Below are 5,686 nucleotides of genomic sequence, written 5' to 3' on the forward strand. Positions count from 1 at the left end.
CTCGAACCCGCGACCTCCGGCGTGACAGGCCAGCATTCTAACCGACTGAACTACCGCTCCACATTCTGGTGGGTGCTGTAGGGATCGAACCTACGACCCTCGCCTTGTAAGGGCGACGCTCTACCGCTGAGCTAAGCACCCAGACCCTAGCGGGCCGCTTAGTTTAGGGCGTCCTTGAGCGTCTTACCAGCCTTGAAGGCGGGGACTTTGGAGGCCGCGATCTTGATCTCTTCGTTCGTACGGGGGTTGCGGCCGGTACGAGCCGCACGGCTGCGCACGGTAAAGGTACCGAAGCCGACGACCGACACGTCGTCGCCGTTCTTCAGCGCCTTCTGCACGGTCTCGAAGAACGCCTCGAGTGCACGGCCTGCGTCAGCCTTGGTCAGTTCGGCTTGTTCGGCAACAGCATTGATCAGATCGGTTTTATTCATTGAGTTACTCCCTTAAACAGATATTCGGCCCGCGGATAGGTTGGGGACGGGACAACGCGAGAAAGGATCATGGATGGATGAGAGGCGTCGGCACGCGATCCCGCATCGCTGTGCATCGGCTGAGGCCTCAGGATGACGGTGAGCCTTTATACCAGCGCCCCCCGGGGTCCGCAATACAAGTCATACCAACGCATTGCGGAGGTTCAGCAGCGCATTTTGCATACCCGTGCATACAGCTTGTAACGATTGTTTGGTGTTGCGCTGCATACATGAAATAGGCGACACGTCAAACGTGTCGCCTATCGCAAAACACCGATGTCACATCGAAATTAATGCGTACGTGTAGGGGTTTCAGCACTGTCGTCGTGAGAACCGCCCTCGCTCGCAGTACCCGAGGCCGCACTGGCTTCGGTCGCTTCCTTGGCTGGCAGCGGTTGCAGCGGACGTTCCAACGCGATGTCGAGCACCTCATCGATCCAACGCACCGGATGGATGTCGAGCGAGCCGGTGATGTTTTCGGGAATGTCCGCAAGATCCTTGCGGTTTTCATCCGGAATGATCACGGTGGTGATACCGCCGCGATGCGCCGCGAGCAGTTTTTCCTTCAAGCCCCCGATCGGAAGCACGCGACCGCGCAGCGTGATTTCACCGGTCATCGCCACTTCGGAACGTACCGGAACCTTGGTAAGTGCCGACACCAATGCCGTACACATCGCAATACCTGCGCTCGGACCATCCTTGGGCGTGGCACCTTCCGGTACGTGGATATGCAAGTCGTATTTCTCGTGGAAATCCGGATCGATACCGAGCTGGCCGGCGCGCGCGCGCACCACCGACAACGCCGCCTGGATCGATTCTTTCATGACGTCGCCAAGCTGGCCGGTGTGCACCTGACGTCCCTTGCCGGGCACGATCGATGCTTCGATGCTTAGCAAGTCGCCACCGACCTGCGTCCACGCAAGGCCCGTAACCAAGCCGATTTCGTTCTGCAGCTCCTTGCGACCGAAATCGAAGCGGCGCACGCCGAGGAATTTCTCGAGATTGTCGGAACTGACACTCACCCTATTCGGCGTAGCGGGTTTCGACTTTTTCTTCGTTTCGACTTTGGCGGTCTGCGCGACCTTTTTGCTCTCGCCCAGCGTCAACTGCTTGACCACTTTGCGGCAGATCTTGGAAATTTCGCGCTCCAGGTTACGCACCCCCGATTCGCGCGTGTAATACCGCACGATGTCGCGCACCGCTTCGGCGTCCACTGACACTTCCTCAGGCTTCAATCCATTGGCCTTGATCTGTTTGGGCAGCAGGTACTTTTGCGCGATGGCAAGCTTCTCATCCTCGGTGTAACCGGGGATGCGAATGACTTCCATACGATCCAACAGCGGACCGGGAATATTCAGCGAGTTGGCTGTGGCGATCCACATCACTTCGGAAAGATCCAGATCGACTTCCAGATAGTGATCATTGAACGTGTGATTTTGCTCCGGATCGAGCACTTCCAGCAGCGCCGAGGAGGGATCGCCGCGAAAATCCATCGACATTTTGTCGATTTCGTCCAGCACGAACAGCGGATTCTTTGTGCCGACTTTATTCATGTTCTGCACGATGCGACCCGGCATCGAACCGATATAGGTACGACGATGGCCGCGAATCTCCGCTTCGTCGCGCACGCCACCGAGGCTCATGCGAACGAATTTGCGGTTGGTTGCCTTCGCGATCGATTGGCCGAGCGAGGTTTTACCCACGCCGGGCGGCCCAACCAGGCACAGGATAGGCCCCTTCATGGCGCTCACGCGCTGCTGCACGGCCAGGTATTCAAGGATGCGTTCCTTGACCTTCTCCAGGCCAAAGTGATCGGCATCGAGTACCTCCTGCGCCAGCGCGAGATCCTTGCGGACCTTGCTGCGTTTTTTCCACGGTACGCCGATCAGCCAGTCGAGATAATTGCGTACAACCGTGGCTTCCGCAGACATCGGCGACATCTGACGAAGCTTGCCAAATTCCTGCCGCGCCTTGGCGAGCACCGGCTTGGGCATGCCCGAGTCTTCGATTTTCTTTTGCAGCTCTTCCAGCTCGTTCGGGTTGTCTTCGCCCTCGCCCAGTTCCTTCTGGATCGCCTTCATCTGCTCGTTGAGGTAGTACTCGCGCTGGCTCTTTTCCATCTGCGACTTCACGCGGCCGCGGATGCGCTTTTCCACCTGCTGCAGATCGATTTCGCCGTCGACAAGGCCGATCAGCAACTCCAGACGCTGAGCCACATCGGCGGTTTCGAGCACTTTCTGTTTGTCGGCCATGCGCACGGATAGGTGCGCGGCAATCGAGTCCGCAAGACGCGACGGATCGTCAATACCTGACAATGTCGCCAACACTTCGGGCGGCAACTTGCGGCTTTGCTTCACCAACTGCTCGAACAACGAAACGAGCGTGCGCGACACGACATCGAGCTCGCGCTCTTTGACGTTGTACACAGGTTCGATAACGCGCGAACGCGCGGTGAGCATGCCACTGTCGTCGTTGTATTCCTCGATCGAGACGCGCGACTGGCCCTCCACCAGCACTTTCACCGTGCCGTCAGGTAGCTTCAACAACTGCAACACGCCTGCAAGCGTGCCGATTTCGTGAAGGTCTTTGATCGCCGGATCGTCGATGTCCGGGCTCTTTTGCGCGACCAGGAGAATTTGCCGTTCGCCTTCCATCGCGCGCTCAAGCGCACGCATGGACTTGTCGCGCCCGACGAACAACGGAATCACCATATGCGGGTACACGACTACGTCACGCAACGGAAGCACCGGCAGTGCGTCCAGCGTGGTACCAGTAGCGATATGAGTTGCGGCACTTTTTGCCATCGCAGGGGGTCTCTCGCGAAAAAGAATGAAAACCTCAGAACTGCCATCCCGACCGTTCTTCGAAGTCACCGTGCCCGGTACATACACCCAGGCGCGCGGCACCTCCTGTGCCACTCCCGCTGACGACCCCGACACTGCGCCGTGGCCATTGAGTCGTCAAGTGGAGGCGATGTGAGCTGCACACAAGTGGCGGCCCGGGAACGGAAAAAATACGGCCCCGGTGGGGACCACCGGGGCCGTATGAACAGCGTCAAAACAATCAGGCTGCCGCGTCGCCGCTTTCGCTGCTGATTCGCGGTTGTTGCTGCAAGTTCCCGCGATAGATCAGATAAGGCTCCGCCTGTCCTTCGATGACAGCGTCGTCGACCACGACTTTGCTGACATGCTCCAGCGAGGGAAGCTCGTACATCGTGTCCAGCAGCACCTGCTCGAGAATGGTGCGAAGACCGCGCGCACCCGTCTTACGCTTCAGCGCCTTGCGTGCAATCGCCTGCAGTGCCTCGGGACGGAATTCCAATTCGACGCCTTCCATCTCGAACAGTTTGCGGAACTGCTTGGTGACGGCGTTGCGCGGCTCGGTGAGAATTTTCACCAATGCGTCCTCGTCCAATTCGTCCAACGTCGCCACAACTGGCAGACGACCGACGAACTCCGGAATCAGACCGAAGCGCACGAGATCGGAAGGCTCGACTTCCGCCAAAACTTTGCCGAGATTTTCCGTGCGTTCCTTCGAACGCACTTCGGCGGAGAAGCCGATGCCCGTGGTTTCGGAACGCTGCTGGATCACTTTCTCCAGACCCGCAAACGCGCCACCGCAAATGAACAGGATGTTTTTGGTGTCGACCTGCAGAAATTCCTGCTGCGGATGCTTGCGACCACCCTGCGGCGGAACGGATGCAAGCGTGCCTTCGATCAACTTCAGCAAAGCCTGTTGCACGCCTTCGCCGGATACGTCGCGCGTGATCGACGGGTTTTCGCTCTTGCGCGAAATCTTGTCGATCTCATCGATGTACACGATGCCCGACTGCGCCTTCTCGACGTCGTAGTCGCACTTCTGCAACAGCTTTTGAATAATATTTTCGACGTCCTCGCCCACATAGCCGGCTTCGGTCAGCGTGGTGGCGTCGGCAATGGTGAACGGTACGTTGAGCAGGCGCGCCAGCGTTTCGGCCAGCAGCGTCTTGCCCGAACCGGTCGGACCGATAAGCAGGATGTTGGATTTGCCAAGCTCGACATCGTCGCTGCGCTGGCGTGATTCCATCCGCTTGTAATGGTTGTAGACCGCGACGGCGAGCGCTTTCTTGGCACGCGTCTGCCCGACCACGTACTGGTCGAGGGTCTCCATGATCTCCTTGGGCTTGGGCAGTTGGCTGCGCCCGGAAGCGGCCTTCTCCTCAAGCTCTTCACGGATGATGTCGTTGCACAGCTCAACGCATTCGTCACAGATAAACACGGACGGACCCGCGATCAGCTTGCGCACCTCATGCTGGCTCTTACCGCAAAAGGAGCAGTAAAGAATCTTGCCGCTGTCGTTGGAACGGCCTTGCCGCTCGTCGCTCATTCGTTTGATCCTGCTGGAAAAACCCGGTTACGGGTCGAGAATAGCACAGGGTCCCGAGTCCGCACCCGGACGCAGGACCCCGTTATAGGCAAGGAATCGGCTGAAATCAGGCCGACTTGACCGTTTCGACCGCACGGCGGTCGAGAACGGCATCGATCAGGCCGTATTCCTTGGCCTGTTCCGCGCTCATGAAGCGATCGCGCTCCATGTCACGCTCGATCTTGTCCAGCGGCTGGCCGGTGTGCTGAACGTAAATGTCGTTCAGGCGGCGGCGCAGGTACAGGATTTCCTGGGCCTGGATTTCGATATCGGTAGCCTGGCCGCGTGCCCCGCCGGAAGGCTGATGGATCATCACGCGCGAATTGGGCAGTGAATAACGCTTGCCCTTGGCGCCGGCCATCAACAGCAGCGAAGCGGCACTGCAAGCCTGGCCCACGCACATGGTGCTGACGTCGGGCTTGACGAATTGCATGGTGTCGTAGATGGCCAAGCCGGCCGTTACGGCGCCGCCGGGGCTATTGATGTAGAGATGGATGTCCTTGTCGGGATTTTCCGATTCAAGAAACAGCATCTGTGCAACCAGCAGATTGGCGACCTGATCGTTCACTTCACCGACCAGAAAGATCACCCGCTCTTTCAGCAGGCGCGAGTAGATGTCATACGAACGCTCGCCGCGAGCCGTCTGCTCGACAACGATCGGCACCAGGTTGAGGTTCTGGATCGGGTCCATGGCCATGCGTGCAACTCTCCGGGTGTGGGGACTGAATATCGATTCGTATGATCGGGCCAGACTAGCAGGTTGAGAAAACGCCCCGCTAGCGCAAGCCGGCCCTGGCCTGCCGCAAACCCTT

Annotated in this window: 4 protein-coding genes and 1 tRNA gene; all 5 read right to left on the bottom strand. The window is 58.6% G+C overall.

Annotation, left to right across the window (positions count from 1 at the left end):
* Positions 1 to 66: 66 nt before the first annotated feature.
* Positions 67 to 141: transfer RNA gene (locus tag VMA74_RS07555), tRNA-Val, on the bottom strand.
* Between the two features lie 17 nt (positions 142 to 158).
* A complete protein-coding gene (locus VMA74_RS07560; RefSeq protein WP_204632466.1) occupies positions 159 to 431 on the bottom strand; it encodes an HU family DNA-binding protein in 273 nt (90 codons plus the stop codon).
* A gap of 329 nt (positions 432 to 760) precedes the next feature.
* Positions 761 to 3,274: an endopeptidase La gene (lon, locus tag VMA74_RS07565; RefSeq protein ID WP_325366026.1), complete on the bottom strand. Its 2,514-nt coding sequence runs from the start codon at positions 3,272 to 3,274 to the stop codon at positions 761 to 763.
* 259 nt (positions 3,275 to 3,533) lie between these two features.
* Positions 3,534 to 4,835 carry an ATP-dependent Clp protease ATP-binding subunit ClpX gene (gene clpX, locus VMA74_RS07570; protein ID WP_233842987.1) on the bottom strand — a complete coding sequence of 434 codons (1,302 nt, stop codon included), beginning with the start codon at positions 4,833 to 4,835 and terminating at the stop codon, positions 3,534 to 3,536.
* Between the two features lie 106 nt (positions 4,836 to 4,941).
* A complete protein-coding gene (clpP, locus tag VMA74_RS07575) occupies positions 4,942 to 5,571 on the bottom strand; it encodes an ATP-dependent Clp endopeptidase proteolytic subunit ClpP (protein ID WP_325366027.1) in 630 nt (209 codons plus the stop codon).
* Positions 5,572 to 5,686: the final 115 nt, after the last annotated feature.

The organism is Dyella sp., assembly GCF_035508675.1.
GTDB lineage: Bacteria > Pseudomonadota > Gammaproteobacteria > Xanthomonadales > Rhodanobacteraceae > Dyella_B.